21 protein-coding genes are annotated in these 25,184 nt (G+C 53.9%); 4 read left to right on the top strand and 17 right to left on the bottom strand.

Annotated features, from left to right (window positions below; all coding sequences use genetic code 11):
- The first annotated feature begins 1 nt into the window (after nt 1).
- Together J3351_RS01945 and J3351_RS01940 are read left to right on the top strand one after the other, a co-directional pair.
- Entirely contained in the window at nt 2-358 is a 357-nt protein-coding gene (locus J3351_RS01945; protein ID WP_207696999.1) for a NusG domain II-containing protein, read from the top strand.
- 25 nt (nt 359-383) lie between these two features.
- Nucleotides 384-2,090 (top strand): LCP family protein, encoded by a 1,707-nt coding sequence (locus tag J3351_RS01940; protein WP_207696998.1) that lies wholly within the window; start codon nt 384-386, stop codon nt 2,088-2,090.
- 80 nt (nt 2,091-2,170) lie between these two features.
- Here the strand turns inward: J3351_RS01940 and J3351_RS01935 are convergent, their stop codons facing one another.
- A complete protein-coding gene (locus J3351_RS01935; protein WP_207696997.1) occupies nt 2,171-2,650 on the bottom strand; it encodes a hypothetical protein in 480 nt (159 codons plus the stop codon).
- A gap of 168 nt (nt 2,651-2,818) precedes the next feature.
- Nucleotides 2,819-3,997, bottom strand: coding sequence for a phosphopentomutase (locus J3351_RS01930; RefSeq protein WP_207696996.1), 1,179 nt, complete (start codon nt 3,995-3,997; stop codon nt 2,819-2,821).
- A gap of 334 nt (nt 3,998-4,331) precedes the next feature.
- On the opposite strand from J3351_RS01930, the gene pyk reads away from it, so the two are divergent.
- A complete protein-coding gene (gene pyk / locus J3351_RS01925; RefSeq protein WP_097773593.1) occupies nt 4,332-6,080 on the top strand; it encodes a pyruvate kinase in 1,749 nt (582 codons plus the stop codon).
- A 17-nt stretch (nt 6,081-6,097) separates the two neighbouring features.
- Nucleotides 6,098-6,550 (top strand): S-ribosylhomocysteine lyase, encoded by a 453-nt coding sequence (locus J3351_RS01920; protein WP_207696995.1) that lies wholly within the window; start codon nt 6,098-6,100, stop codon nt 6,548-6,550.
- Nucleotides 6,551-6,636: 86 nt separating this feature from the next.
- Here the strand turns inward: J3351_RS01920 and gpmI are convergent, their stop codons facing one another.
- The 15 genes from gpmI to J3351_RS01845 form a co-directional block, all read right to left on the bottom strand.
- The gene (gene gpmI / locus J3351_RS01915) at nt 6,637-8,163 is read right to left on the bottom strand and encodes a 2,3-bisphosphoglycerate-independent phosphoglycerate mutase (RefSeq protein ID WP_207696994.1); all 1,527 of its coding nucleotides are present in this window, start codon (nt 8,161-8,163) and stop codon (nt 6,637-6,639) included.
- Nucleotides 8,164-8,260: 97 nt separating this feature from the next.
- Complete coding sequence (tpiA, locus tag J3351_RS01910; protein ID WP_005931061.1) at nt 8,261-9,031, bottom strand: triose-phosphate isomerase; 771 nt, start codon at nt 9,029-9,031, stop codon at nt 8,261-8,263.
- Nucleotides 9,032-9,217: 186 nt separating this feature from the next.
- Nucleotides 9,218-10,426 carry a phosphoglycerate kinase gene (pgk, locus tag J3351_RS01905; RefSeq protein ID WP_097773591.1) on the bottom strand — a complete coding sequence of 403 codons (1,209 nt, stop codon included), beginning with the start codon at nt 10,424-10,426 and terminating at the stop codon, nt 9,218-9,220.
- 267 nt (nt 10,427-10,693) lie between these two features.
- Entirely contained in the window at nt 10,694-12,142 is a 1,449-nt protein-coding gene (locus J3351_RS01900) for a flippase (protein WP_207696993.1), read from the bottom strand.
- A 12-nt stretch (nt 12,143-12,154) separates the two neighbouring features.
- Complete coding sequence (locus tag J3351_RS01895) at nt 12,155-13,114, bottom strand: glycosyltransferase (protein WP_307862846.1); 960 nt, start codon at nt 13,112-13,114, stop codon at nt 12,155-12,157.
- Nucleotides 13,115-13,127: 13 nt separating this feature from the next.
- Complete coding sequence (locus J3351_RS01890; protein ID WP_207696992.1) at nt 13,128-14,084, bottom strand: glycosyltransferase; 957 nt, start codon at nt 14,082-14,084, stop codon at nt 13,128-13,130.
- 11 nt (nt 14,085-14,095) lie between these two features.
- Nucleotides 14,096-15,244 (bottom strand): EpsG family protein, encoded by a 1,149-nt coding sequence (locus tag J3351_RS01885; RefSeq protein WP_207696991.1) that lies wholly within the window; start codon nt 15,242-15,244, stop codon nt 14,096-14,098.
- 12 nt (nt 15,245-15,256) lie between these two features.
- A complete protein-coding gene (locus J3351_RS01880) occupies nt 15,257-16,255 on the bottom strand; it encodes a glycosyltransferase family 2 protein (protein WP_207696990.1) in 999 nt (332 codons plus the stop codon).
- A gap of 15 nt (nt 16,256-16,270) precedes the next feature.
- Nucleotides 16,271-17,245: a glycosyltransferase gene (locus J3351_RS01875; RefSeq protein ID WP_207696989.1), complete on the bottom strand. Its 975-nt coding sequence runs from the start codon at nt 17,243-17,245 to the stop codon at nt 16,271-16,273.
- A gap of 9 nt (nt 17,246-17,254) precedes the next feature.
- Complete coding sequence (locus tag J3351_RS01870; protein ID WP_207696988.1) at nt 17,255-18,358, bottom strand: glycosyltransferase family 1 protein; 1,104 nt, start codon at nt 18,356-18,358, stop codon at nt 17,255-17,257.
- A 2-nt stretch (nt 18,359-18,360) separates the two neighbouring features.
- Nucleotides 18,361-19,365: an NAD(P)-dependent oxidoreductase gene (locus tag J3351_RS01865; RefSeq protein ID WP_156065542.1), complete on the bottom strand. Its 1,005-nt coding sequence runs from the start codon at nt 19,363-19,365 to the stop codon at nt 18,361-18,363.
- A complete protein-coding gene (locus J3351_RS01860; protein WP_156065545.1) occupies nt 19,362-20,813 on the bottom strand; it encodes a sugar transferase in 1,452 nt (483 codons plus the stop codon). Before J3351_RS01860 ends, J3351_RS01865 begins: the two co-directional genes overlap by 4 nt.
- 740 nt (nt 20,814-21,553) lie before the next feature.
- Entirely contained in the window at nt 21,554-23,077 is a 1,524-nt protein-coding gene (locus tag J3351_RS01855) for a lipopolysaccharide biosynthesis protein (protein WP_156070768.1), read from the bottom strand.
- Nucleotides 23,078-23,333: 256 nt separating this feature from the next.
- Nucleotides 23,334-24,125 (bottom strand): glycosyltransferase family 32 protein, encoded by a 792-nt coding sequence (locus J3351_RS01850; RefSeq protein WP_156070770.1) that lies wholly within the window; start codon nt 24,123-24,125, stop codon nt 23,334-23,336.
- A 25-nt stretch (nt 24,126-24,150) separates the two neighbouring features.
- Nucleotides 24,151-25,149: an EpsG family protein gene (locus J3351_RS01845; protein WP_207696987.1), complete on the bottom strand. Its 999-nt coding sequence runs from the start codon at nt 25,147-25,149 to the stop codon at nt 24,151-24,153.
- Nucleotides 25,150-25,184 lie beyond the last annotated feature (35 nt).

The following is a 25,184-nucleotide window of genomic DNA, read 5'->3' as shown; positions in this document are numbered from 1 at the left end:
CATGAAGCAGAAAAAAAATCTCTGGGTCAATTTACTGTTCGCCGCTGTTGTTCTGGTGATCGCGGGGGTGCTTTTTTACCTCCGCAGTGCCGGGCAGAGCGGCAGCACCCTGGGCGCGGAGCTGATCTACGGCGATGCGAACACGGTGCAGAAGATCTCTCTGGACAGGGATGCCGTCTATGACATCGACACCGGCTATCTGACGGTGCACATCGAGGTCAAGGACGGCGCGGCACGGTTCATTGATTCCCCCTGCCCTGACCACATCTGCGAAAGCTTTGGCTGGATCTCGCAGGAGGATCAGACGGCCACCTGCCTGCCGGCACGGGCCGTTCTGACCATCGTGCCCCTTGCCTGAGGACATGTCAAAAAGGAGAATTCCTATGTTTGATGAAACTTCCCGTTCCCACACGGACGATGACAGCACCCGGCACATCCACCGGGGCCACCGCCCACCGGAAGAAAAAACTGTGGAGGTGGACAGCGCGGCCTTTTTTGCGCCGGAAACTGCCGCTCCCACCCCGCCGCCTGCACCGCCCAAGCCGCCGAAGCATACCGGCGGGCCTGCCCCGGAGTCAAAGCCCCCCCGCCGCAGGCCGGATGCGGATACCGGCGCGGCCAACCCGAAACGAGGTACTGTTTTGCTGATCGTACAAGCCATTCTGAGCATTGCGGCCTTCTTCCAGCTCTGGCGCACCCAGATGCTGCCCGCGCTGTATCTGGTCATCATTGCGGCACTGCTGGTGCTGTTCTGGCTGCTGGTCAAGCGCTGCCAGGAGTACAGCGCCCCCCGCAAGGTATCCCGGGTGTTCTCGGTGTTCCTGTGCGCCTTTCTGGCGCTGGGCTGTGTCTGGGCGCAGCAGGGCCTGAGTGCACTGGATAACGTGACCTCCGGCCTTGTCACCGGCACCGAGGCCAACAAGATCACCAAGGAGCCTTTTGTGGTCTACCTGAGCGGCGTGGACAACCGCGGCGAACTGACCGAAAAGGCCCGCAGCGATGTGAACATCCTTGCCGTGGTCAACCCCTCCACCAAACGGGTGGCGCTCATCAACACCCCCCGCGATTACTACGTTGATCTGGCGGGTACCAGCAGCAAGGACAAGCTGACTCATGCCGGTCTGTACGGCGTGGAGACCAGCATGGCAACCCTGGGCAACCTGTACGGGGTCAATGTGGACCAATACCTCCGCATCAACTTTGCGGGCTTCATCAGCATCATCGATGCCGTGGGCGGCGTGGATGTCTACTCCGATCAGGCGTTCACCTCGGTGGGCAGCCCCGGCTATTATGATCCCACCACCTTTGCCGAGGGCTGGAACCATCTGGACGGCAAGAGCGCTCTGGCCTTTGCCCGTGAGCGTCACGCCTTTGCCTCCGGCGATATCCAGCGTGGCATCAACCAGATGAAAGTCATCGATGCCATGATGAACAAGATCAAATCTCCCACCGTGCTGATGAGCTTCTCCAAACTGATGGATGCTGTGTCCGACTGCTTTGTGACCAGCCTTTCTCAGGAGCAGATCTCCGCACTGGTGCGGATGCAGCTGGCAAGCCTGTCTGACTGGGACATCCAGAGCTATGCCGTGACCGGCACCAGCGGCAAGAGCTCCCAGTGCTACTCCGCAAAGGGTCAGAGCCTCTATGTGATGAAGCCGGATGAGAACTCGGTCAACCAGGCCAAGGAGCTGATCGCATCCGTTCTGGGCGGCGAGGGCACCGTGAGCGATACCCAGCAGACCCCCGAAAAGACCGAGGTATTCACCCCCACAGCTGACCCCAACGCGGGCACCTCTGTGGAGGAATCGCCCGACAGCATCATTGTGGAGGAACCTGCCGAGAGCGTGCCTGCGGAACAGCCTGCCGATGAGCAGCCCGCAGAACCCACCCCCGAAGCGCCTGCCGAGAGCGAGGCTTCCACCGAAGCACCTGCTGAGAGTGAAGCCAGCAGTGAATCCACCGGTGGAGCAGAAACACCTTCTATCTCTCTGCCCACGCAGGAGCAGGTGGAATCTGCTGCCAACTCCCTGCATCAGGCCGCTTCCACCGTGCTGGATGCCCTGTTCGGTTCCAGCAGCAGCGGAGAATAAAACAGGATAAAACAGCACAAGCCCCGGGCCTTGCAAAAGGTCCGGGGCTTGTTGTCTACTGATCTTACAGGGAAGCGCGATTACTCAGCGTCGCCCAGCTCAAAGGTCTTGACAGAGACAGTGCCGTTGCGGCCAGCCTTGTCGGTGCGCAGATACTGGCGGGTGGTCTCGCCGTTGCTGGTCACGTCAGCAACATAGATCTGCTCAGCCTCGGCCTCGATGGGGAACTCCTCGGCCATGCCCTTCATGGGCAGAGCGCTCAGGTCTGCGTAAGCGCCGTTCACCTTCCACAGCTTCATGGTGTCGCCGTTGGACAGGGTGAACTCGCCGTAGCAGTCAGCGGAGTAGGTGGTGCCGTTCACATCCAGATCCTCGGTGCTGACAACGCTGGCGGCAGCGGCCTCGCTCTCGGCAGCTTCGCTGGAAGCGGCCACAGAGGAAGCAGCCTCGCTGGAAGCAGCGGAGGATGCGGTGGAAGATGCACTATTGGAGCAGCCAGTCATGGCAACAGCCAGCACAGCAGCGGTCAGTGCCAGACCCAGAGTACGATTGATTCTCATGTGATAGTCTCCTTCTATTCTGAAACCATATCAATTCCTGCACCCGGCGTAAACTTTGTACGCACCGGGCGTGCATGTGCTAGTCTACCACAACTGACTATATTGTTCAAGACTTTACACAAAAATAGCCCTCTCAGTCGCGCTGTCGCATGACTGAGAGGGCTCATATTACTTCATGATCTCCTGCAACACGCTGTGGCCGTCCAGGCTGGAAGCATCCACACCCAGATATTCACACACGGTCTGTGCAATGGTGCCAAAGCAGAGCCGGGTGCCCAGGTCCACACCGGGCTTCACGCCCTTGCCGCAGACCAGATACGGCACATACTCGCGGGTATGGTCGGTGGTCTTGGTGTAGGAGGGGTCGCAGCCGTGGTCGGCGGTGATCATCAGCAGGTCGCCCTCCCGCATCCCGGGGATGAAGTCGGCCAGGAAGCGGTCAAATTCGGTGGCGGCGGCGGCATAGCCGGGCACGTCGCGGCGGTGGCCGTAGAGCATATCAAAATCCACCAGATTCACAAAGGCCAGACCCTCGAAATCCCGGGTCTGCAATGCCTTGGTGAAGGCGATGCCATTGGTGTTGCCGGTGGTCTTGATCTTTTCGGTCACGCCCTGTCCGTCAAAGATATCAAAGATCTTGCCCACGGCGATGACATCCCTGCCGGCCTCCTTCAGCAGGTCAAGCATAGTGGCACGGGGCGGCTTCAGGCTCAGGTCGTGGCGGTTGGTGGTGCGGTAGAAGGTCTCGGCGCTGCTGCCCAGGAAGGGCCGGGCGATGACACGGCCCACGCCGTACGCACCCTTCAGCATCTCGCGGGCGATCTCGCAGTAGCGGTAAAGCTCTGGCACGGGCACCAGCTCCTCGTGGGCAGCCACCTGGAACACACTGTCGGCGCTGGTGTAGACGATGAGGGCATTTTCCTTCATGGCCTGCTCGCCGTAGTCCTTCAGCACCTCGGTGCCGGAATAGGGCAGATTGCAGAGGACTTTGTGGCCGGTTTTTGCCTCAAAGTCCTGAATGAGCTCCTCCGGGAAGCCGTTGGGGAAGGTGGGCAGCGGGTTCGGGCTGACCACACCAGCGATTTCCCAGTGGCCGATGGTGGTATCCTTGCCCATGCTCTGCTCCTGCAGGCGAGCAAAGGCACCGGCGGGCGCGTCGGTCTTTTCGCCCGCGGTCACACCGTCAATGTTGAACAGGCCCAGCTTTTTTAGGTTGGGGCAGTTGAAATTGGGATGCCCTGCAATGGCCCCCAGCGTGTTGGTGCCCTCGTCGCCAAAGGCGGCTGCATCCGGCTCCGCACCGATGCCAAAGCTGTCCAGTACGATCAAAAATACACGCTTTTCCATATGTTTTCACTCCATTTTCCTCCGGGCTGCCCCGGAACAGTCGCACTTTTGCTTACCTTCATTATAAGCAAATCCCGCCGGTTATGCAAGCGCTTTGTGGTGGAAAGTTTTTTGTTCAAACCTGATGAAATCTTAGCAGTTTCTTTGCAAAGATTTTTCTTGCGCTATTGTATCCAAGAGCTTATAATGTATAGTGGTATGGTTTTTTGAAACAGCCATATTGGCGTATACTGCCGCCGCGGGCGCAAAGCAATCACTGCCCGCCAGAGAGCAGCCAGCTTGGGCTGCTGCGTCAAGATAGAGAGCATTATAGCGTAAACGTTGGAGGTATTTTATGAGAAAAACGAAGATCATCTGCACCCTGGGCCCTTCTACCGATAAGGGCGATGTCCTGCGCGACCTGATCGCAAACGGCATGAACGTGGCCCGTTTCAACTTCTCCCACGGTTCCTACGAGGAGCACGGCGGCCGTCTGGCAAAGCTGAAAGCTCTGCGTGAGGAGCTGGGCAAGCCTGTTGCCGCCCTGCTGGACACCAAGGGCCCCGAGATCCGCCTGAAGGAGTTCAAGAACGGTGTGGAGATGCTGGAAGCCGGCCAGACCTTTACCCTGACCACCCGCGAGGTGGAGGGCACCAAGGAGATCTGCTCCGTCACTTACAAGGATCTGCCCCAGGACGTGCAGCCCGGCGGCACCATCATGCTGGACGACGGCCTGATCATGCTGCACATTGAGCAGGTCACCGACACCGACATCATCTGCACCGTGTTGAACAGCGGCAAGATCAAGACCAAAAAGGGTGTCAATGTGCCCGGCGTGCATCTGTCCATGCCCTACCTGAGCCAGAAGGACCGCGAGGACATTATCTTTGGCGTGCAGAACGGCTTTGACTTCATCGCTGCTTCCTTTGTGCGCACCGCACAGGATGTGTACGACATCCGTAACCTGCTGAATGAGTACGACTCCAACATCCGTATCATTGCCAAAATCGAGAACCGCGAGGGTGTGAACAACATCGACAGCATCCTCTCCGCAGCCGATGCCGTCATGGTGGCCCGTGGTGACCTGGGCGTTGAGATCGACTTCACCGAGCTGCCCGGCATCCAGAAGGACATCATCGACCGCTCCTTCTCCTTCGGCAAGCCCATCGTCACTGCCACCCAGATGCTGGACAGCATGATGGTCAACCCCCGCCCCACCCGTGCTGAGATCTCCGACGTGGCAAATGCCATCTACGATGGCACCTCCGCCATCATGCTGTCTGGTGAGACCGCTGCCGGTGACTACCCCGTGGAGGCCCTCAAGACCATGTCCGCCATTGCAGAGCGCACCGAGAACGAGGAGCACTACCGCGCCCAGCGTCACGCCGAGATCCAGATCAGCGTCAGCGATGCAACCGCTCATGCTGCCTGCCTGACCGCCAAGGACGTGAACGCTGCCGCCATCGTCACCGTGTCTGAATCCGGCAACACTGCCCGCCTGCTGAGCAAGTACCGCCCCAAGCAGCCCATCATTGCCTGCGTTATGGACGAGCAGGTGCAGCGTCAGCTCTCCCTGAGCTGGGGCATCACTTCCCTGCTGATGGGCCCCGCCCACAGCACCGATGAGCTGATTGAGATGTCCACCGCTCTGGCCGAGAAGAACGGCTACCTGCACAACGGCGAGCTGGCCGTTGTGACCGCAGGCGTGCCCGTGGGCGTTTCCGGCACCACCAACATGATCAAGATCCACATGGTGGGCAACTGCCTGGCCACCGGTGTGGGCGTGGGCCGCGGCAAGACCGATCTGGTCTCCGCCAGCGGCAAGGCCTGCGTCTGCCGCACTCTGGAGGAGGTCAAGGCAAAGTTCCGCCCCGGCATGGTGCTGGTCGTTCCCTCCACCACCAACGAGATGCTGGGCTATGTCCGCGATGCCGCCGCTCTGGTGGTCGAGGAGCCCGGCCTGAACAGCCACGCTGCCATCGTGGGCAACTCCCTGCTCAAACCCACCATCGTGGGTGCTGCAGGTGCCTGCAGCCACATCCGCGACGGCCTGGATATCGCTGTGGATTGTGCCCACGGCAGTGTCCAGCGCCTGCAGGCCTGATCCTGAAGGAGAACATCATGGAACGCATTGCAAGCTTCTGTGTCGATCACACCAAACTGGACCGGGGCATGTACCTGAGCCGCCAGGATGGTGATGTGCTGACCTGGGACATCCGGATGAAGAAGCCCAATCAGGGCGATTACCTGACCACCGGTGCCGCCCACACGCTGGAGCACCTGTTTGCCACCTACGCCCGCAACAGCGCGGTGAAGGACGGCGTGATCTACGTTGGCCCCATGGGCTGCCGCACTGGCTTCTACCTGCTCACCCGCGGGCTGACCCCGGCGCAGGCATTGGAGCTGACCTTGGATTCCTTCCGCTTCATGGCCGCCTTTGAGGGGGATATCCCCGGTGCCAGCGAGGTGGAATGCGGCAACTACCGCGATATGGATCTGCCCGCCGCCAAGGCCGAGGCAGCCGCCATGCTGCCGGTGCTGGAAGCACTGACCGCTGACCAGCTGCACTACTAAGCGATACAGCAAAAGACCTCCCCATGCAGGCAGCACCTGCACGGGGAGGTCTTTTTACGTTTCCGGAAAGCGCTTTTGCGGAGTGCTTACTCCACGATGATGCTCTTGCCGGTCATCTCAGCGGGGACAGGCAGGCCGATATAGGGCAGCATGGTGGGAGCGATATCTGCCAGGCAGCCGCCCTCGCGCAGCTTCACATCGCCGCAGCCAACGGCCACAAAGGGCACCACATTGGTGGTGTGGGCGGTAAAGGGAGTGCCGTCCGGGTTCATCATCTTCTCGGCGTTGCCGTGGTCAGCCGTGATAAAGGCGCAGCCGCCTGCGTTCAGCACAGCGGTAACCACCTGATCCACAGCGGTATCCACAGCCTCAACGGCCTTGACAGCGGCATCGAACACGCCGGTGTGGCCGACCATGTCGCAGTTGGCAAAGTTCAGGATGACCACATCATACTTGCCGCTCTCGATGCGCTTGACGCACTCAGCAGCCACCTCAGGGGCGCTCATCTCAGGCTGCAGGTCGTAGGTGGCAACCTTCGGGCTGGGGATGACGCAGCGGTCCTCACCCTCGTAGGGAGCCTCCACACCGCCGTTGAAGAAGAAGGTGACGTGTGCATACTTCTCGGTCTCGGCAATGCGCAGCTGGGTCTTGCCGTTCTCGGACAGGTACTGGCCCAGAACATTCTTCAGCTCCACGGGAGGATAGGCGACCTCGCAGTTGGGCATGGTGGCATCGTACTCGGCCATGCAGACATAGTTGACCTGCTTGCGGCCGCCGCGGCGCTCGAAGCCCTTGAAGTCGTCATCACAGAAGATGCGGGTCATCTGGCGGGCACGGTCGGGACGGAAGTTCATAAAGATGACGGTATCGCCATCCTGCACGCGGCCGCCCTCGCAGGTGACGCAGGGCAGAACGAACTCGTCGGTCTTATCGGCAGCATAGGATGCCTCAATGGCCTCGGCAGCGTTGGCAGCGTGGTTGCCCTCACCGTAGACGAATGCGGCGTAAGCCTTCTCCTCGCGGTCCCAGTTGTTGTCGCGGTCCATGGCATAGTAACGGCCGGAAACGCTGGCGATCTTGCCAACGCCCAGCTCATCCAGCTTGGCCTGCAGGTCAGCCAGGAAGCCCTTGCCGGCGTGGGGGTCGGTATCACGGCCATCGGTGATGCAGTGCAGGTAGACTTCCTTTGCGCCCATGTGCTTTGCCATTTCCAGCACGCCGAACCAGTGGTCAGCGTGGCTGTGGACACCGCCGGTGCCCACCAGACCCATCAGGTGGATGGCCTTGCCTGCCTCAATGGCAGCCTTCATGTTCTTGACCAGCACGGGGTTCTTGAACATCTCACCGTCCCGGATGGACTTGGTGATGAGGGTCAGCTGCTGGTAAACGATGCGGCCAGCGCCCATGTTGGTGTGGCCCACCTCAGAGTTGCCCATCTGGCCATCGGGCAGGCCGACAGCCATGCCGGAGGCATCGATGGTGGTCATGGGATATTTTGCCATCAGGGCATCCAGATGGGGGGTCTTTGCGGCGACCACGGCATTGCCGTAGGTCTCGTTGGGCACCCAGCCAAAACCATCCATGATGCACAGAAGTACAGGTTTCTTGGACATAACGTTGAATCTCCTTTGATTTAGAACAAATAGCGCCCGGCACAGCGCTGGAAAAACGGCGCAGCCGGGCGCTGGGAAAACAGGTCAGAGGACTTTCTCAGCCGTTGGAAGCGGCATTGACGATAACAGCAAAATCAGGAGCCTTCAGAGATGCGCCGCCGATCAGACCGCCGTCCACATCCTTCTTGCTCAGCAGCTCCTCGCAGTTCTTGGCGTTCATGCTGCCGCCGTACTGGACCGTGACAGCCTCGGCCACAGCCTCGCCGTACACTTCGCCAATGACCTTGCGGATCTGAGCGCAGACCTCCTCGGCCTGGTCAGCGGTCGCGGTCTTGCCGGTGCCGATGGCCCAGATGGGCTCGTAGGCAATGACCACGTTTGCCATCTGCTCGGCGGTCACGTCGCGCAGGGCGATCTTGGTCTGCATCCGCACCAGCTCCTCGGTCACGCCCTCCTCGCGCTGCTGCAGGCTCTCGCCCACGCAGATGATGACCTTCAGGCCCGCATTCAGGGCAGCCAGAGCGCGCTTGTTCACGGTCTGGTCGGTCTCTGCAAAGTACTGGCGGCGCTCGGAGTGGCCGACGATGACGTACTCCACACCCAGATCCACCAGCATATCGGCGCTGATCTCGCCGGTGAACGCACCGGACTTCTCAAAGTGGACATTCTCAGCACCCACATGGATGTTGGTGCCCTTGGTCTTTTCCACAGCGGTGACCAGATCGGTGTAGGGGGTGCAGATAACGACCTCACAGGAAGCATCCTTGACGGCGGGGATCAGCTCGTCCACCAGCTTGGCTGCCTCAGTGGCGGTCTTGTTCATCTTCCAGTTGCCTGCAATGATTGCCTTACGCTTTGCCTTATCCATTCTAACGATCTCCTTATCACAAAATACCTCTCCGCCGCCTTCGGTGCCGCCTCTCCCGGCAGGAGAGGCAGTGCCTCCCGGATGGAGAGCTGGCGAGCGTCGGCAAGCCTGAGAGATCTTATTACCCAAAATAAAAAGTGCGGCGGCGTATATGCCGCCGCACCTCAGTGATGCTGGTTCAGATGCTTATGCGTTCTGGATCACAGCGATACCAGGCAGCTCCTTGCCCTCCAGATACTCCAGAGAAGCGCCGCCGCCGGTAGAGATGTGGGTCATCTTGTCGCCCAGGCCCATCTGCTGCACAGCTGCTGCGCTGTCGCCGCCACCGATCACGGTGGTAGCATCGCTCTCAGCCATAGCCTTGGCAACAGCCAGAGTACCAGCTGCCAGGGTGGGGTTCTCGAACACGCCCATGGGGCCGTTCCACACCACGGTCTTGGATGCCTTGACAGCATCGGCAAACAGCTTCATGGTCTCGGGGCCGATGTCGCAGCCCTCCATGTCAGCAGGGATGGCGGTGACGGGCACCACAGTGACATCCACGGGAGCGTCGATGGGATCGGGGAAGTCCTTGATGCAGGCTGCATCCACGGGCAGCAGCAGCTTCACGCCCTTCTCCTTGGCCTTGGCCATCATTTCCTTGCAGTAATCCAACTTGGTATCGTCGCACAGGCTCTTGCCGACCTCGTAGCCCTGAGCCTTGACGAAGGTGTAAGCCATGCCGCCGCCGATGATCAGGGTATCGACCTTCTCCAGCAGATTGGAGATGACGTTCAGCTTATCGGCGACCTTAGCGCCGCCCAGGATGGCGGTGAAGGGACGGACGGGATCGTTGACTGCGTTGCCCAGGTACTTGATCTCCTTCTCCATCAGGTAACCGACAGCGGTATCCTTGATGTAGTCGGTGACACCTGCGGTGGAGCAGTGTGCACGGTGGCAGCTGCCGAATGCATCGTCAACGTATGCATCTGCCAGAGAAGCCAGCTCCTGGCTGAACTCAGGCATGTTCTTGGTCTCTTCCTTGCGGAAACGGGTGTTCTGCAGCAGAACGACATCGCCGTTGTTCATTGCGGCAACAGCAGCCTTTGCGTTCTCGCCCACAACGTTGTCGTCATCAGCGAACACAACGGTCTTGCCCAGCTTTGCGCTCAGAGCCACAGCAACGGGTGCCAGGCTGAACTTTGCCTCGGGGCCGTTCTTGGGTTTGCCCAGGTGGCTGCACAGGATGACCTTAGCGCCATCATTGACCAGCTTCTGGATGGTGGGCAGAGCCGCATTGATGCGGTTCTCGTTGGTGATCACGCCGTCCTTCATCGGGACATTGAAATCGCAGCGGACAAGGACCTTCTTGCCGCAGTAATTCTGATCGTCGATCGTTTTCTTACCTAAACCCATGGTAACAAACTCCTCTCAAATTCTTTTCGTTCGGAATCGAATTTTGCTTTTCATCGGGGGCCGCGCACTGCGAACTTCCCCGTACATCCTTATTATAAACAAAAAGCGTGTGTATTGCAAGGACGGGGGATGGATAATTTATTAACAAACATTTGTTGCAGAAGCAAAGAAATGTGGTGATTTTGCCGGAACGCACCAAAAAACGCCGTTTTTTCCCAAAAGGACCCGCTGCAGGGAGTGTTCGCCCCCACAGCGGGTCCTGTCCATTCAGGATGTTTTCCGGAACTTCTGCTTCACTTTTTCCAGATATTCCAGCACCAGCGGATTTTTCATGCCCAGCAGGATGACCGCGTATGCAGCCACTGAGCCCAGCACTGCCGCCAGAATGCAGATGAGATTGGGCAGAGCCAGTGCCTTGACCCCGGTACAGACAAGAACGATACCCGCACAGCCGCAGAGCACCGAGCCAACGGTGCGCCGGTCAGCTGAGACCGTGACCAGACCCCTGGAGCAGCGGATACAGAGCATCATGGAGCACAGTTCTGCCAGCAGGGTGGTAAAGGCCGCCGCATTCTCCCGGAACCGCGGGATGAGCAGGATGTTCAGCCCCACGTTCAAAATTGCACTCACAAGCGTTGCTACCAAAAATTGACCTTCTCTTTTCCATGGCACCAAAACACAAGTATTATAGAGCCACCCAAATAAACTTGCTACCAGTGCTATACTCAAAATGCGAAGTGGCACAGCTGCTTCCAGATAGCTTTCGCTTGAGATAAAAAGAACGACCTCTTGACTTAGTTCAAACAATCCCACTACAGCCGGAAGAACGGTTAATACCATTGCCCCGAATACTTTATTAAAAAGCCTTTCAAAATTCAGCCTATCCTGCATTCCTGCATAACGAGACAACCTCGGAACAGATACTAAAAGAATAGATGCCAGAACCGATTTTACCATCGTATATATCTTCATTGCAACGGTGTAAATTCCCACATGATAGTCTGAAGTTAAAACTCCGAGAATTGTCACATCTGAATTTACATAAATCGTAATTGCAAAGCTCGATGCAAAAATCAGAAGTATTGGTTTTAAATGCTTTTTCCAGTCTATTTTTGCTGTCAGTCGAATCGTGCAATATTTCCTAGCTCGAAAGAAGTTCAATATATTCGCACCTGCTGCGGCAAACACCGTAATTCCTGCGTAAATACAGTAATCGTCCTGCGTTTTAACAAATGCGAACATCATCAGAATTGATATTATTTGAAAAATAATACCTCTAACTGTGATATAGGTATACTCCTCAAAGATCGTGAACACCCATTCGGTGCCGATGGTCGTAAAGAAGATCTGTAAACTCAGCACCAGCATCAGGTCGGTATAGGCATGGAGCTTTGTCCAGAAAAGCATCGTCACCGCCAATGCCGCATAGGTCAGGGCCGTGGAGATCATATTGATGGAGAACATCTCCGATGCAAAAGCCGACAGTTTTTCCCGGTCATTCACATAGCGGGAACCCTCACGCACCGCATAGGAGGAGATGCCAAGGCCTGCAAACAGCAGAAAATACCCGCAGACGGAGCTGGCAAAGTTCACTTTGCCCAAATTATTTACTTGTAGAATGTTAGATATGTACGGGAATGTAATCAGTGGAAAGATGATTTGTAGAATCGTCTTGATTCCACTCATTATTGCATTTAATGTAAGCGATTTCTTCATAACTAGATACTTTCACTCACCCTGTTTTTTCTTTACCCATGCGTCCCAGAAGAAATACGAATACATGGTTTTAAGCCAGTAAAAATATCTCTTTTCCTGAAGTTGCTGTTGCATCATTTCCTTTGCCCATCTGTAAAACCCTGCTTTTGCTTTCGGATAACCTTCTTCCATAAAGCGTGCACTCTTTCCATATTTAACCACTAACTCACGACAAACCTGTGAATATCCCGCTTTTGCAGTCTTCTGTACAAGTGATTCATTCGCATACAATACAACAATTCGCTCCCACGCCATCATTTCTGTTAATTTTCCAGTAAAATAATCGCACAGCGTTACCGACTGATCATTGCGGTAGTAATAGTATAATTCACTTTCCGAACGAACAATCTTAGATGCTTTTTTGATGCATTCTGCTAAGAAAAGAGTATCTTCTCCAATATACAGGTCATCAGAAAATCGAATATCCTTCACACAGCTTTTTCGGTATACTGCGCCGCAGGCGACCTTATGCGCTGCTGGTGTAAACCAATCGTACCGTCTTGCATCCAATATGCAAACTTTATCTGTAATTTGGGGAATATGTTCTACGTCACTGCCTTCCCAAACATCCAGCATTTTACAGTATGCAATTTCCGCGTCCGATTGCACCAACATCATTTCCAGCCGTTCTATAAATTCCGAATGAATAAAATCATCTGGATCAACAAATGAAATATACTTTCCTGTACTTTTTTCCAATCCCAGATTTCGCGCAGAAGAAACACCACCGTTTGGCTTGTGGTATATCTTGATCCGCAGATCTTTTTCCGCGTAGCGCTGACAGATGGAAAGAGAGTTGTCTGTTGACCCATCATCCACCAGAATGATCTCCAGATCCCGATAGGTCTGACCAAGGATGCTGTCCAGACATTTTTCCAGATACTTTTCTTTGTTATAGATCGGCACAATGATACTGACGGTATCGTTCAGCACAAATTATCCTCCCTTATTTTGCCGCCGGGCCGTTTTTCAGCAGGAACAGTTTTGCATACAGCCTCCGGCTGCATCTGAGCAGCTGATACTTCCGCTGGCTGCTGGTGCAGAGCAGCTTTGCCGCCGCCGGGTCACACTCCTGCAGAAAGGCCTCCATCTTTGCGCGGCGCTCCGTATCCTGCATCAGATACGGATAGCAGTGCTCCACCACGCTCAGCATGGCGGCATCATTTTCTGACATTCCCGGGTATGCTTCCCGGATGGCCTGATATTTCTGATAGCCCATATCCAGCTTATCCTCGTAGAACTTCATGTTCCTGCGGTGAAGGATGCTGTCCGGGCGCTGATAGTAATAATACAGCGGCACCGGGCGGTATACGACCTTGCTGCACTGCTGAAAAATGCGGTATGTCGTACCCTGATCTTCCATCATCCGCCCCAGCGGATAGCGGACATCCCGGAACAGCTCCCGCTTGTAAAGCTTGTTCCAGGCAAAATCCCCCAGCTCATCCGAGACAAGGGTGCTACGGATGGCCTCCCGGCCTGTCATGCACTGCACCGGTACGGCGAGCTCTGCCGGGGCAAGCTCTTCCTCCCGTTCAAACATCCGGAAGCCCACCACAGCCACGTCCGCATCCTGTTCCTGCAGGTCACGGCAAAGCGTTTCCAGCATCCGGCTGTCCAGAAAGTCATCACTATCCACAAAGCAGAGATACGTTCCCTGTGCCCGTTCGAGCCCCGCGTTGCGCGCTGCAGAGAGTCCCCCGTTTTTCTGGTGGACTGCTGTTACACGTTCTTCCTGTGCGGCATATTCGTCGCAGATGGCTCCGCTGGCATCGGTGGAGCCATCGTCCACCAGCAGGACCTCAAGATCCTGATAGGTCTGGTGCAGAATGCTGTCCACGCAGCGGCGGAGATATTGCTCCACATTGTAGACCGGAACAATGACACTGATCAGCTCTGTCTCCATGTTCTGTTCCCTCAGAAGAATGTTTCTCTGCCGATGTGGAGGATCTCCGAGGTGTACGGGCAAATGGCATTGTTGCCCTGAATATACGCCTGATAGATCCAGATGATGACCAGCATTCCCCACATGGCAGCCTTCAGCAGCTTGCGCAGACGCTCATCCTCCACGCACTTGACCACACGGCCAATGGCGAGATAACGGAAGAACGCAAAATACAGGCAGATGCGGTAGAGCGGCACATTGATGTTGCGCAGCTGGGCCGTTGCCATCTCGATCAGGATCATCACGATCCAGAAATCAGCATCCGAGCGGGTAAAGCGGCGGCGGCCCTCCCCTTCCTCTTTTGCGTACCAGCGGTACAGCACAATGGGCAGGATCAGAAAAGGCAGACGCACAATGATGGGATTCAGCGTGAAACCGCCCGCATTGGCATCATAATAATATCCGTAAAGTCGATCAATGAAGTCCACATTCAGGGCCAGCCTGACCACAGCCTTGCTGAAGAAGGCAAGGTAGACCGAAAATGCCGCCAGGCCACCCTTGACCCACCAGTTGTCGAAATGCTGAAGCAGGATATAGATCAGCAGCGCGCCAAACGAAATAAAGGTGGCATTGTGGAACAGGCAGGAGACCGCCAGCAGTAGGACCGCCCAGTGATACTTTTTCTTCCACACAAAGCTGAACGCCAGAAATGCCACGCCCAGCGCCACAGACTGCCGCTCGGCATTATAAGTATCGCCATAATACAGGCAGAGGTAAGCCAGCCAGCCATAGGGCACAGAGACATACTCCTTATACTGCACCAGCCCGATCATAAACAGGCCGCAGGCCAGCAGATCCACCATAAAGTAGAGCCAGTGAACATCACCAAAAACATGGGCCGCCAGATAGACCAGCGTCATAAACAGCGGCTCTGTTTTGTGCCGCTGCCGGATGCAGGCCAGCAGACCATCCTGCAGCTTTGCATCCGCCACCCATTCCTCATACACCACGCTGTCCGTGCCAATGGACGGGTCCCGCAAGCCTGCCAATACCGCCATCACCAGCACCGCCAGCGCCAGGCAGAGATAAAAGCCCTTCTCGTTGTTTTTCTTCGTCCGCAGGTGCTCGCCATAGGCGGCAATGCCCACAGAAATCGCAAAAGCCCCCAGATAAATCAGCATAACTTCTCCATTTTATTTTTCGATTGTGTGTTTATTTTTCCATTCTCCCAGCCCATAAACGGCATAAAACAGCCGCTTGCTGATCAGAAGTGTTTCCACCTTGATCCGGTCTGCCTTTTTGGCCCAGGGCCGCCGGGCAAGCGCCCGATACTCCTGTACAAAGCGGCAGATCCGTGCCTGAGCCTCCGGATAGCTGCCAAAGCCGCCATCCAGAATGCCTTTCAGTGTCTTCAGGTATGTAACCAGCTGCAGGTATTCCGCTTCTGCTTTCAGCACAGGGACAGTTTCTGCAATAAAATGGGTCACACCCTCGCCCACATCCAGAATGACCAGATTCTTCTCGGCAATGCCGCTCTTCATGGTCGAACCGGTATGGATGCGGTAATCGTACATCGGTTCCGGAAACACTTCCACTTTTGCACAGCGGGCAATGGCCCGATACATCACCGCATAGTCCTCGTACAGGATGCCCACAGGGAACTGCAAATCTCCCCAAACCTCCCTCCGGAAGAAAACACCGCCTGCCCCATGCCCGATGCCCTGATGCAGCAGCATCCGGCGCATGGTCTCTTCCCGGTTCAGCAGCTCTGGGATCTGGTGCGAATTATCCGTCCGCCCCTCCGGCTGATCTGTCGAGAACATCTCCAGCGGGGTAAGGGCCGCGTCAGCACCATCCGCCTCACAATGCTCCACGAACTGGGCAAGGGCCGTGGAGCGGATCAGGTCATCGCTGTCCAGCAGGTAAAAATATTTTCCCTGCATCTGTTTCAACCCGACATTCCGGGCATCGGACTGTCCCCCATTGGGCTTATGGAACACCTGGATGCGGCCATCCTCCGCAACCAGTTCATCACAAAGCTCCCCGCTGCCATCGGTAGAGCCGTCGTCTACCAAAAGCAGCTCCCAGTTCTGGTAACTCTGCACCTGCACGCTCTGCACACAGTCCCGCAGATACGGATAAACATTATAGACCGGCACAATGACCGATACAAGCGGTTTTCTTTCCTCCAACCGGATCCCTCCACTTTACTTTTTTCCACGCCATTGCGTTTTTTCATAAACCCGTCGGGTCATGGCGTAGCCGCTGTAGGAGAGCGCCGCCGCCAGCCGGGCCTTTTTGCGGGCCTGCGGGTCCAGCAGAACATTCCGGCGGTATTTTTTCACTTCCTGCCAGAGAGCCTTCTCTATTTTTTCATGCTGCCTGTCCCGGATCTGGAACAGAATATTGCAGACATTGCTCAGATAGCGGCATTCTGCCGCACGGCTCAGCTGGGGGAAATCACGCTTCACATTTTCCATCAGCGCGTGGCAGTGCCGCACACTGTCCAGCTTTCTGGGGTTGAAGGCCATATTCTGGATGCTGCTGCCCCGCTGGAAATAGTAGTAATCCCGATTTGCGATATGTGCCGCCTTATGGGCACGCTTTGTCACCTCATAGGCGACCGGGATATCCTCATAGAGCTTGCCCACCGGGTAGCGCACGCCCTCAAACAGTGCACGCTTATAGAGCTTGGTGGGGGTGGTCACCTCCATGCCCTCCTGATACAGGATGCGGCGCAGGCATTCCTCCCGGCTCAGGATCTCGAATGCTTCCAGACGCTCTGTGGGCACGGACTGCACCGGCTGGCCCTCGAACACCTCTTCAAAACAGCTGGCTGAAAAATCCGCTCCCGCCTGCTCCAGTGCCCGGTACAGGTTCTCGATGTAATAAGGTGACACCCAGTCATCGCCATCCACAAAAGAGAGATATTCCCCCTTTGCTGCGTCCACACCAGCGTTGCGGGCATCGGACAGACCGCCATTTTTCTTGTGGAGCACCCGCACCCGGGCATCCCGTGCAGCATATTCATCACAGAGGGCCTCGCTGCCATCGGTGGAGCCGTCGTCCACCAGCAGCAGCTCCATATTCTGATAACTCTGCCCCAGTAGACTGTCCACACAGCGGCTCAGATATGGCTTCACATTATAAACAGGAACGATGATGCTTATCAAAGGGTCCATCTTATCTCCTCATTTCAGCAGGTCGAAGTAAAACTCTTCCAGCTTCTTCGCCTCGGTGACGATATCAAAGCCGCCTGCCCGCATCTCGGCAGAGGTATCCCGCCGCCGGGCATTTTCTGCAGCCCGGATCGCCGCATCCGCCCAGACTGCCGGGCTTTCCTGCAAGCTCAGGTACTGCATCTCGGGCAGGACCTGAGCCTCCTGCGGCACCTCTGTGGAACAGATGACCGGCAATGCCGCCGCTTGTGCTTCGATCAGCACGATCCCAAGCCCCTCATACCGCGAGGGCAGAACAAAGGCATCCATGGCCTGATAAAACTTTGCGGGATCGCTTTGGCGGCCCAGAAAACGGACATTCTCCTGCAGCCCCAGTGCCTCCGCTTTCCGGCGGGCAGCGGCCTCGTTTTCCCCTTCTCCGATCAGCAGTAAAACGGCATCCGGCCGTTGCTTGCAGACCTCCACCATTACATCCAGCAGAAATTCGTGATTTTTGGCATAGCAGAACCGCCCGACATGGCCCAGCACCAGTTCATCCCCCAGGCCAAGCTCCTGCCGGACGGCTTTCCGTTTGGCGGCATCATAAGTAAAGCGGTCGAGCTCAATGGCATTGTTGAACACCCGGAAAGGCTTTTCACCATAAAGCCAGCTGCCTGCCGTTCTGGAGCAGGCACAGAGCCGGGTGGGGTACACTGCGGCAAAGGGACGGAGCAGGTACTTCATCACATTTTTTGCCCCTTCTCCCCTGCCCACCGTAGAATGGTTATGCGCGATCCGGTTGGGCACCCCTGCACGCTTTGCCCCCCAGAGGGAAAGCACGCTCAGGGTGTTCATGTGGGAGTGAACGATCTGGTATCCGTTCTGACGGAACAGCCGCCCGATCTCCCGTTCATACTGCGGCAGGTGGGTATATTTTGGCACCACATACACCCGGCCGCCCAGCCGTTCGATCTCTTCCCGCTGGGGCAGAGTCGAGCCTTCCAGCGCAAAAAAATCAAACTGAACTCTGGAACGGTCCATGTGGCGGTAGTAGTTCATCACCACCATCTCCACACCGCCGTAGTTCATATCCGTCATCATCTGGGCCACACGGATGGGCTGTGCATTCTGCTCCATGGTCATACCAGCTCCTTGCGGTCACAATCCTCGAACCAGTCCCGAAAGCTCTCCTCCAGCGTATAGTGGAACTTGTAATCAGTGGCGGTCAGCTTTCTGCCGCAGACATTGGTGGATACCATCAGCTTCCGGACACGGGCGGGATGGATACCCACCTTTTTGCCCCCGATGGGTCCCAGAATGCCCGCTGCAAACAGCAGCAGTCCGGCGGGCACCAACGGCACATGGCGGTGCAGGCCGGTCGCCTTCTGCATCGCATTGCAGATTTCTTCAATGGTATAAGCCGGCTCGTAAGTACAGTTATAGATCTCTGCTCCGGGGAAAGAATGTTCCAGCATCCGGTACTTGAAGAAGCGCACCAGCTCCTTGACATAGATGCACGCCTTGATGGTGTCCTTCCGGCCGGCATAAAAAAAGTAGCCCTTCTTCTGCCCCCTGTACAGGCGGGTCATGTTGCCGTGCTCCCCTTTGCCATAAACGATGCCTGGCCGCACGATGGTCAGCTCCCGGGCCGGATCACGGGCCTGCCAGATCTGGTGGATTTTTTCTGCCACCAGCTTGCTGATCCCATACGGCGTGTTGGGCGTCGGCAGAGTCTCCTCCGTCTTAAGGTCCTCAGACGCACCATAGGGTGCAATGGAGCTGGTGAACAGGATCTTCCGGATGCCGTATTTTTCCGCAAATGCGGTCACATTTTCCGCGCCCCGGATATTTGTTTCAAAATAGGCTTCTTCCGGGTGGCCGGGGGTGCGGTGGACCGCTGCCAGATCAAAGATCACATCCTCCGGGGTCGGAACGAACTCAAAATCGATGGGCTTGCGCACATCCAGCCGGATATACTGCACCCCATCGTTCTTTTCCACAATGCCCGGCACCACGCCCTCTTCCCCAGGCATCACAAGATCCAGGTCGTAGATCACGTCGCCGGGTCTGACGCACTCCTTCAGCAGCAAATGAATGAGATGGGTGCCGATAAAACCAGATCCACCAAAAAGAATATAATTCATTTTGCCCCTTTCCGGTCAAACACAACGCCCACCGTCCTGAACAGCAGGTAGATATCCATCCAGATGGACCAGTTGTCGATGTACTGGACATCCAGCTTGACCACTTCTTCAAAATCATCAATATCGCTGCGGCCGCTTACCTGCCACAGGCCGGTAATTCCCGGCTTCATGGAAAGGCGGCGCTTGTGATGGCTCTCGTACTGCCGGTACTCATCCAGCGTGGGCGGGCGGGTACCCACCAGGCTCATGGAGCCCCGCACAACGTCAAAAAACTGCGGCAGCTCATCGATGCTGGTGCGACGGATGAAGCGGCCCACTCGGGTGATCCGGGGGTCATCCTCCATCTTGAACATCAGGCCGTTCATTTCGTTCTGGGCCATCAGCTCCTTTTTGCGTGCTTCCGCGTCCACATACATGCTGCGCAACTTGTGGATGTAGAACACCCGTCCATTCCGGCCCACCCGGCGCTGCTTGAAGATCAGCGGGCCGGGGCTTTCCAGCTTGAGCGGGATGGCCACCAACGCAATGATGGGGATACTGATGATGCACCCCACGATGCCGCCTACGATATCCATGGCCCGCTTCAGCACCTGATCCCGCAGCTTGAGTTCCACCGTGCCCATCGTCACAACATTGCCGCCCGCACAGCGGCTCAGTTCCCGGCTGATGCGCACCGCACTGGTCTCATCGCAGCAGGCTTTTTCGATCCGGTCCAGCACCGGCAGGCGGAAATGGACCGTCAGCCCCATGCTCTCCATCTCCTCGAGATAGGGCAGCATGTTCTCCTCACTCTCCTGCGCCACATCCAGATACACTTCATCCAGCGCTGCCTGCCGCAGCCAGTCCATGAAATTATCGAAGTTCGCCTCGATCTTCACCCCATCGATCTCAGTGTGAAGCTGCTCCGGGGCAGCTTCCAGAATGGCAAGGCCGGTCACACGCTTGGACCAGTCCTTTTTCAGCTCTTCCAGAATGGGGCTTGCGTTCTCCTGCGTAGTCACCACCCCCACAAGGCTCTGAATCCCCTTGGTATAGCGGGAGCGCATCAGCATCTTTTTGAGGACAGCATGAGCGCCCGTCATCACAAAGACATCGATGACGGGCACAAACACCAGAAAATAGCGGGAATGCAGCATGGAAGCCTTGGTCAGCGCCAGACAGGCCGCATCAATGAGAGTCAGCAAAAAATTGAACCGCACCGCAATTTCAACTTCACGAATCGGAGTGCGGTTCACGATATTTTCGCTCTGATCAAATGTAAAAAAAGTCAGAATATAGGCCAGCAGCAATAAAAAACAGGCTTCTACCAGATCGTCCAGCTGGAAGTCCCCCATCTTGTGCAGAACACCTGCGGTCAGCCCCCACGCCAGCCCGATGCTGAGAGCCAGAGAGAGCAGATCAATCAGAAACAGGTATCCATACTGCAGTTTTTCACGTTTCGTAATCATACTGTTTCGTTGTCTCCATTTATTTTTACCATTTTATCATATCGGGAGAAGGGTTGCAATAGATGGAGGTCGAATGCAGCACTGCTTTTGTCGGATCACTGCGAATGGATCATGCCATTTCACAAAAGCGCCTTATCGCACCCAAAATGGTCAGCAAAAAGCGCCCTTTCTCTCGCATCACACAAGAGAAAGGGCGCAGTCAAGCTTTATTCAGCTCAGGAGAAACTCCGATCAGCAGTTCTCAGCGAAGTACTTAATGGTACGGACCATCTGAGAGGTGTAGGAGTTCTCGTTGTCGTACCAAGACACGACCTGAACCTGATAGGTGTCGTCGCAGCTACGCTGAATTTTTGCACTTTTCCAAGTAGTTCTTCACAGTTTTGTAACAACAGTTACAGTACCAGAACATACCGTTGTCGTACCAAAACCGGTTTGTTCATACTACGATTATATCACGTTTCAGCGTCATTTGCAAGAATTCAATCCGTTTCGCTTCTGGCCTGCATTTTTCAGATTTCAGCGTATATTCTTACGGTATTCCACGGTTCGAGCGCCTGAGGCCTAGGGCTTCCGCCGGGGCAGCAGCTCTCCCAAGCACTCTCTTTAGAAGCTATATGACAGCTAGATTGCCAACATATTCCTGCTGATTAACTGAAATTTCTCCGGACGTGATTTGGGGCCATGGTGTGGGAAATGTAGCCATCTTGTTCGATATGAAGCAATTTTACTTCATTTGTAAGTTACAATCTTGACTTTCTTCTTGTTTTTAAAAGCCTCTGCAGCAGCTCACGCTCTGCCGGATCAGCTGCAAACAAAAACATTACTGCGCCGTACACTATGGTATAGAGGAGAATGCCGAGGCCCAATTGTATTACAGATACCGGATCATGCCAAATTATTCCCTTGATGAAACATGCAGCCCCGGTGAGAAGAACTGCCAAACTTATGATGCCAATTGTAGTTTTCCAGAACTTTATCATGTTCAGGCCGACTCTTTTCTGAAAAAACCAGTTCATTATCAATCCACTGGTCAGAAACATCGAAATTCCTGTGGAAAGTGCCGCACCGGTGATTCCGATCCTGCCTGCGAATAACACTGTCGTTATAATGTTCAGTAGTGCACTCAGCAGGTAAATCTTCGCACGAAAACCATACTGTCCTTTGACCTGTAGAATGCATAATCCGAGGTTTTGTGCCAGATCAACAGAGAACGGCAGCATTACAATGATTGCAACCCAATAGGCTGCCTCATAGCCTTCGCCGACCCATACCAGCAGAAATTCACGACCAAAAATGATGAAGCCGGACAAAACCAGCAGTATCACAAAAAATGTAGCCCGTCCAACCCGAATAAACAGATCCGAAACCTTCTGCAATCCATTTTCTTCCTGATACAACACACTGACCCGCGGGTAAAAAACACCTGCGATCTGTGTCCCAAACTGCATATAGATCATGTAGATCTGCGCACCAACAGAGTATACCGCAACAACTGCGGTGCTGAACATTTTGCCCAAAATGACCTGATCTGTTTTCCAGAAAATCTGATCTGCGATGCATCCGATCAGGATGGCCGAAGACAAGGTCAAAATTTCTTTTGCCACTTTTGAATTCGGTTTCAGCGTCGGAATCCGGATTTCTAACCTGCACTGAACATACCACCAGCGAAACAGGATGTTGACCAAATTCAAACCTGCAATGACTGCTGTCACAGACATTGCATAAGGGAGCCTCATCACGCAGAGGATCACAAGCAGTGGCTGAACTGTCTGAAGTAAGATCCCGGAAATTTTCAAAAACACAAAGCGTTCCTGCCCTGTGATCACTGTCAGATAGACTGAACTCAACAGAGTTGCAACCATATTGCAGAACAGCATCCCAAGGATGATGGTGCTCTCCTGGAGTTCCGCCCCCGTAAAGGAACTGGCATAAAAAGCCCGGAAGCCTAAAATTACAACAACTCCAAGCCCTGTCATTCCGGCTGCCATCAGCCGATAGATGCTGCGTGCTGTAGAAAGAATTTCCCTTGCCAACTGTTCATCCTGTTTTCCAAGTGCATTGCAGTAATTGCGCAGGACTCCCGCAGACATACAGGATTCAAATACCGTGACATACGAGAAAAAGGAGCCGACGATCTGATAAAGACCGTATTCACTTTGGCCAAGGTAATGCAACAATACCGGAACATAGATAATGTTGACCAGAACATTTAAAATGACTTGAATATATGACAGAACTACACCGGTTCTACGTTCAGTGTTCATTTATTTTCTTAACAATTCCTTTAATAGTTTTTCTTATTTTGCGATAGTATTTCAGCGGCGCAACATTTGATGCTGTCATATAGATTTTCAGCCTCATCGTTAACGGTTCCTTTTTGAGATATGGATTGTTTCGCCATTCCGGAAAACGTTGATCAATCCACTGCCGATTTTCCCGAATCAAGCTGTACTCTCCATGATAGCTGCTCAGTACTCGTTCTGTGTTATAATACAGCGCATGCTGTTCATAGACTTTTCCCTAGTGATTTTTACTCTTTATGATTCCCTTGTACTCCAATTTTCTTTTAAGTCGAACTGGTAGAACTAATATCGCACTAACTTTCTGTCCAACATTTACGCCAAAGCGTTCAATACATTTTTTATTGATTGTAGCAATTTGCTTATCTGTTTTTCCATACCAAGATGCCGCATAATGGTGGATAGTTCTCGTATTTTTAGTTATATTTAATTCGCCACTTTTGTAATTCATCGGGCAAAAGTACTCTGGCGGATAAATCGTAATGCCCTCTACCGTTTGAATTTCTCTCTCCGGTTTCCATCCGTGTTGCATCAAAATCTGTGTCGTATAAGTCACAATTGTTGTTGTATCAATCGCACCATTCTGATTTCGGAAATGCCGCTTTTCATAAAAATCAAGCATTTCTTTGTATATGACTAATCCGGGATTAGCAGCCATACCTAATCCGGGTGCTACAGTATACAGAGTTTCGCAGCCTAAAAAAGCCCCCTGTTTTAAAATTTCATTCAGCGGTTTAATAATTTCGACATCAGTATCAAAATAAATGCCACCCTTATGATACAAAATCCAAAATCTAGCATAATCGCTCACAAACGCCCACTTTTTTGCCTCATAAGCTTCCCGAACATAATCGCAGCAATTCAAGTCGAAGTTGCTTTCATTCCACTCTCTGATTTCATATTCCGGGCAGTACTTTTTCCATGATGCAATGCACTTTTGCGCCAACTCTGGAAGAGGATTTCCGCCAAACCAGCAATAATGGATTATCTTCGGAATTTTCTGATTCATCATTTTTTCATCCTAACCTTATACTTTTTCATTCCCAAAAGAATTGATACGGCATAATTCCTTGGGCACTTCGCGCTATCATCAAGAACTCATAGAGAACGAGAAAAACTATCACGCATATATTCACTATCTTCGCTTGTTTTCTGTTTTTCATTTCCACAATCAAATTTGGCAATATCGTCATCACACTTCCCGTAAAATAATACGGAATTCGATTTACAATTTGCACTGAAAGTGAAATCCAATAGAACAGAACACCTACTGCCAACATTTCATACTCGATTTTGAACTTTCTTTTTTTTGTAGATTTTGTCCCTATACTTAAGATCGTGCAGAACATTAAGATGATCAAAAACAACGCAGGGTGAAGAACATTTCCAGCGTTCGCATATTCGGTCTGCAAATAGCTCGAATATCCAATCAGTCTTGCCCCGATTTCCGTTAATATTCTTCCGAAAACTGCACAAATACCACATAACGCTACAATCATTATAGACAGCGACAAATTTATTTTACATTTCACAAAGGAAATCGGAAGTAGCAAAAAGAAAACTGCAGCACTCGAATGGAAACTCATTGCTATCAAAATGATCAATATATACCGAAAATATTTTCTCTCATCCAGCAAACTCACTGCTTGCAGAACAATTCCTATCGCCAACGCTTGCCGCACCAGACTGAACTCTAGGAAATAGAACATTAAACTCGCAAAAATGTATATTGAAAGGTATATATCTTTCGAATTTCGGATTATATAACGATAAAACAACACCACAGTCGGTATTGCCCATGCTGCCAGATATTCCGTATATGTTGTGCATATGTTACCTAGCAGATGTATATACGCTCTGCTGCCCGCCTCAATCCAATAGATTTCAATATCATTTTTGCTCCATTCAAGCAGTTGAATATACATTGCTGTATCTATACCAACCGTTTCTTTTCTCAATGAAACAATAGCCGCTAACTGAAGAAAAGTAATTATTACGAAAAGCTTTTTCCCGCATTTTAAGGATCGTCTTTTCAACACGAAGCCTTCTGCAATCATCAAAAAATAATTTA

Source organism: Faecalibacterium sp. Marseille-Q0746 (genome assembly GCF_017377595.1).
Classification (GTDB): domain Bacteria; phylum Bacillota; class Clostridia; order Oscillospirales; family Ruminococcaceae; genus Faecalibacterium; species Faecalibacterium duncaniae.
Note: the sequence above shows the minus strand (reverse complement) of the source record. Positions and strands in the feature narration are given on the sequence as shown.

What these genes read in the sequence shown, in the direction of transcription:
- J3351_RS01945 (WP_207696999.1), top strand. Translation starts at nt 2, where the DNA reads ATGAAGCAGAAAAAAAATCTCTGGGTCAATTTACTGTTCGCCGCTGTT.
- J3351_RS01940 (WP_207696998.1), top strand. Translation starts at nt 384, where the DNA reads ATGTTTGATGAAACTTCCCGTTCCCACACGGACGATGACAGCACCCGG.
- J3351_RS01935 (WP_207696997.1), bottom strand. Translation starts at nt 2,650, where the DNA reads ATGAGAATCAATCGTACTCTGGGTCTGGCACTGACCGCTGCTGTGCTG.
- J3351_RS01930 (WP_207696996.1), bottom strand. Translation starts at nt 3,997, where the DNA reads ATGGAAAAGCGTGTATTTTTGATCGTACTGGACAGCTTTGGCATCGGT.
- pyk (WP_097773593.1), top strand. Translation starts at nt 4,332, where the DNA reads ATGAGAAAAACGAAGATCATCTGCACCCTGGGCCCTTCTACCGATAAG.
- J3351_RS01920 (WP_207696995.1), top strand. Translation starts at nt 6,098, where the DNA reads ATGGAACGCATTGCAAGCTTCTGTGTCGATCACACCAAACTGGACCGG.
- gpmI (WP_207696994.1), bottom strand. Translation starts at nt 8,163, where the DNA reads ATGTCCAAGAAACCTGTACTTCTGTGCATCATGGATGGTTTTGGCTGG.
- tpiA (WP_005931061.1), bottom strand. Translation starts at nt 9,031, where the DNA reads ATGGATAAGGCAAAGCGTAAGGCAATCATTGCAGGCAACTGGAAGATG.
- pgk (WP_097773591.1), bottom strand. Translation starts at nt 10,426, where the DNA reads ATGGGTTTAGGTAAGAAAACGATCGACGATCAGAATTACTGCGGCAAG.
- J3351_RS01900 (WP_207696993.1), bottom strand. Translation starts at nt 12,142, where the DNA reads ATGAAGAAATCGCTTACATTAAATGCAATAATGAGTGGAATCAAGACG.
- J3351_RS01890 (WP_207696992.1), bottom strand. Translation starts at nt 14,084, where the DNA reads ATGGAGACAGAGCTGATCAGTGTCATTGTTCCGGTCTACAATGTGGAG.
- J3351_RS01885 (WP_207696991.1), bottom strand. Translation starts at nt 15,244, where the DNA reads ATGCTGATTTATCTGGGGGCTTTTGCGATTTCTGTGGGCATTGCCGCC.
- J3351_RS01875 (WP_207696989.1), bottom strand. Translation starts at nt 17,245, where the DNA reads ATGGACCCTTTGATAAGCATCATCGTTCCTGTTTATAATGTGAAGCCA.
- J3351_RS01870 (WP_207696988.1), bottom strand. Translation starts at nt 18,358, where the DNA reads ATGGAGCAGAATGCACAGCCCATCCGTGTGGCCCAGATGATGACGGAT.
- J3351_RS01865 (WP_156065542.1), bottom strand. Translation starts at nt 19,365, where the DNA reads ATGAATTATATTCTTTTTGGTGGATCTGGTTTTATCGGCACCCATCTC.
- J3351_RS01860 (WP_156065545.1), bottom strand. Translation starts at nt 20,813, where the DNA reads ATGATTACGAAACGTGAAAAACTGCAGTATGGATACCTGTTTCTGATT.
- J3351_RS01855 (WP_156070768.1), bottom strand. Translation starts at nt 23,077, where the DNA reads ATGAACACTGAACGTAGAACCGGTGTAGTTCTGTCATATATTCAAGTC.
- J3351_RS01850 (WP_156070770.1), bottom strand. Translation starts at nt 24,125, where the DNA reads ATGATGAATCAGAAAATTCCGAAGATAATCCATTATTGCTGGTTTGGC.